Source organism: Staphylococcus petrasii (assembly GCF_002902565.1).
In the GTDB taxonomy this organism is placed as follows: domain Bacteria; phylum Bacillota; class Bacilli; order Staphylococcales; family Staphylococcaceae; genus Staphylococcus; species Staphylococcus petrasii.
The window spans coordinates 1-3,512 of sequence record NZ_PPRC01000080.1; the positions used below are offsets into that span (position 1 = coordinate 1).

At 30.0% G+C, this 3,512-nt stretch carries 3 protein-coding genes and 1 pseudogene; 3 read left to right on the forward strand and 1 reads right to left on the reverse strand.

Annotated elements, in window-relative coordinates; all coding sequences use genetic code 11:
• From rsp to CD127_RS10400, 3 genes and pseudogenes are all read left to right on the forward strand, one after another.
• Positions 1-949, forward strand: a pseudogene (gene rsp / locus CD127_RS10390) (AraC family transcriptional regulator Rsp); the annotation flags it as partial.
• Between the two features lie 68 nt (positions 950-1,017).
• Positions 1,018-1,440: a pyridoxamine 5'-phosphate oxidase family protein gene (locus CD127_RS10395; protein WP_103366662.1), complete on the forward strand. Its 423-nt coding sequence runs from the start codon at positions 1,018-1,020 to the stop codon at positions 1,438-1,440.
• Between the two features lie 168 nt (positions 1,441-1,608).
• The gene (locus CD127_RS10400) at positions 1,609-1,962 is read left to right on the forward strand and encodes a DUF4889 domain-containing protein (protein ID WP_103366663.1); all 354 of its coding nucleotides are present in this window, start codon (positions 1,609-1,611) and stop codon (positions 1,960-1,962) included.
• Positions 1,963-2,091: 129 nt separating this feature from the next.
• Here the strand turns inward: CD127_RS10400 and CD127_RS10405 are convergent, their stop codons facing one another.
• Positions 2,092-3,369, reverse strand: a complete 1,278-nt coding sequence (locus CD127_RS10405) for a cation:dicarboxylate symporter family transporter (protein WP_103298968.1) — start codon at positions 3,367-3,369, stop codon at positions 2,092-2,094.
• Between the last annotated feature and the right edge of the window lie 143 nt (positions 3,370-3,512).

Sequence of the window (3,512 nt, forward strand, 5' to 3'; positions counted from 1 at the left end):
CATTTATACATAGTAATCAAGATTATAAATGGAATAAAAAATTGTTAAATTTATGCTGGTTTTTGATACCGAAACGATATCTATTCAAGATATCCATTTAGCTCATCTAAAATTAAAAAATAAAAATCGTGCAATTAAATTTGGATTAATTGTGGATGGCTTACTGCATCAATGTGACACCTTACAAGAGACTTACGATATTATGAATCGTATGAAGTTTGATTATTACTTTGTAGATATTGAAAACATTAATACAAAAAATGTATTGATAGACAAGCAACGTGGCTTTACTCATGCGAGTACACATTTTGAAAACTATATCCGTTTTATTGAAGACTCTAAAATTCCATCAACTCAATTTGTATATAGCAGTCTATCGTTACGTTGCTTTAAATACACAAATAATGGCGCTCATCCATTACAATTATCTGATTTAGTCTGTCATTTAACTGCTTTACTAAAATATGGCGGTGGTATTTGTTATAAATTAATTGAAAATGACCCTATGTATATTTCTTTATTTAATAATCATGGAAGCATTCTTCCAATCATGCACTTGTATCAATTTATTAACGCATTTGTAGATGAACCTATCACCATTGCGAATAATTATCTTATGAGTCGTAAAGACGGCAATTATCATTTTATTCTTTTTAATAAAATTAATGATCGCTATTTATCAGATAGCAAACAGCACTATCATTTTCAAAATGAATTAAATGAAAATTCCTTATTTATTGTAAATACACTTAATAACGAGCATGGTTCAATACAACATTTAATGCCACAGGATAAATTGCCAGTATATATTGAAAAAAGCATTATGAAACAATTAGACCGCTCAAACCATCCAAAAACTGAATTATTTATCCAAGAAAAAGATGATGCAACATTTCAAATTACGTTACAGCATGATGAGGTGAAATATATTTGCATTAAACCAGTTTAATCATTTATTGTCTTTAAGTTTAATATTACGTGATTTAGGTAATATAAACTAATAAGGAGATGATGAGTTTGGATAAACAACAAGCTACTCAAGCAATCGAAAAAGTTTTAAAAGAGTCTAAAGTTGGTGTATTATCAACTGCTTATAATAACAAGCCTAATAGTAGATACATGGTATTTTATAATGACGGTTTAGATTTATATACTAAGACAAGTACGAAAACTGCTAAAGTTGATGAAATTGAAAGCAATTCTAATGCTTATATTCTTTTAGGTTATAACGAAACAACAAATAATAGCTTTGTTGAAATCGAAGCAACTATTGAAATTGTAAAAGACCAAAAAGTAATTGATTGGTTATGGGAAACACAAGATAAAACTTTCTTTGATTCAAAAGAAGATCCAGATTTATGCGTCTTAAAAGTTAACCCTAAAACAATTACACTTATGAATGATGATGACATCGATACACCCGTAACAATCGAGGTATAAATTTCAATTTAATAAATAATATACTCGAGCCCATAGATAATTCTGTCTATGGGCTTAGTTTTATATTTAATAATAATGACACATTTGAATATATTGTTTTTAGTATTTTATTGCATTTTAATACTTTATTTTGTATAAATGAGATAGTACTTTCAAAAGAGCTACATAATGAAAAATAAAAAAGGCTTAGGATTAGGCATTGCTTTAAGTGCAATCATGCTTATCATCTGTGTCGTATTAGTTATCATGATGATGACTGGAGGACAAAAAGAGACTTACTATGGTTATATGAAAGATAATCATACCATTGAAAAAATGGTCAGTGAACAAACTGAAAAAGTTGAGAAAAATGTTCAATTACCTTCAGATACAGATGTTAATGTTAGAAAAGGTGATTTTGTATTCCTTGTAAAAGAAAAAGGTTCAGATAAATTTTCAAGGGTATCTAAAGTAAAACATGATGATGTACCTCATGGATTAATGATGAAAATCCACGACATGGGTGACATGAAAGGTATGTAATTAAAATAATAACTCCCTCGCATGAAGTAAATTTCTTTTTGCGATGGAGTTATTTTTGTACAAATTTTTCTCAATAAAAAAAGTACCGAGTACATAACGACTCGGTACAAAAAAATGTCAGATTTCTTTTTAAATTGATTCTAAATATTTTTTACCTTTTTCTTTATCATAAACATTTTCCCATTTAGAGATAACAATTGATGATAAGGCGTTACCAATTACGTTAACACATGTACGCACCATGTCTAATAATCGGTCCACACCAATGATTAAAGCAAGACCTTGAGCTGGTAAGCCCATTGCACCTAACGTTGTAAGTAATACTACGATTGAAACGCCTGGTACACCGGCCATACCCTTAGATGCTACCATTAATGTTACCATTAAAATAATTTGTTCAGAAATTGATAAATGGATACCATACATTTGAGCTACGAATAATGCAGCGATGGATTGGTATAAGGCTGAACCATCTAAGTTAAATGAATAACCAATCGGAATAACAAATGATGTGACATCTCTTGGCGCACCAAATTTTTCCATTTTATTCATCATAATTGGTAATACCGCTTCAGAACTTGAAGTTGAGAAGGCAAGTAATAATTCATCTTTCAATATTTTAATAATTGAGAAAATGCTAATGCCAACCATTCTAGCAACTATGCCTAAAACTACAATTACGAAGAATACCATTGCGAATACTACGACTAATACTAATTTCGCTAATGGAAGTAATGCTGCGGCACCAAATGTCATAACTGTTGTACAAATAAATGCAAATACACCAATTGGCGCTAATTTTAAGATTTGGTTAATCATCCAAAATACTGCTTCTAATACACCATTTAAGAACCCTTTTACAGGATCTGCTTTTTCCCCTATTGCAGCTAATCCTAATCCAAAGAATACTGCAAAGAAGATGATAGGTAATAATTCACCTTTAGTTAATGCTTCAAATATGTTTGTTGGTACGATATTTACAATGGTATCAATAAAGTGATTGCCATATGTAGATTGTTCTGCTGCTGAAGCAGATGTTTGATATTTAGTAATGTCGCCTTTAGGTAATTTATGAGGATCTAATCCTGCACCTGGTTTGAATAAGTTACCAATAACTAATCCTAAAGCGATTGCAATTGTTGTTATAATTTCAAAGTAAAGAATTGCTTTCCATCCATAGCTACCAATCTTTTTCGAATCCCCTAAATTTGAAATAGATAATGCTAATGCACAGAAGACAATTGGAATGATGATCATTTTAATTAAATTTAAGAAAATGTCACCGAAAGGCTTAATATAATTTGCTACATTCGTTTGTCCAAACAATAATAAACCTACAACTACACCTAGCACCAAAGCAATTAAAACTTGCATCGGTAAGCTAATCTTTCTCTTGAACAGAGTCATGTTGGAACCCCCTTCATCTGACATCGCTTAATTATATCAGATAATTCAAAATTGGGATATAAAATTTTTTATCGTATTTATTATTGTCAATATTTGATTTAACCAAAACTATTAATTTAGATATAAAAAAGCTGTACATAGAC

What these genes read in the sequence shown, in the direction of transcription:
- CD127_RS10400 (WP_103366663.1), top strand. Translation starts at nt 1,609, where the DNA reads ATGAAAAATAAAAAAGGCTTAGGATTAGGCATTGCTTTAAGTGCAATC.
- CD127_RS10405 (WP_103298968.1), bottom strand. Translation starts at nt 3,369, where the DNA reads ATGACTCTGTTCAAGAGAAAGATTAGCTTACCGATGCAAGTTTTAATT.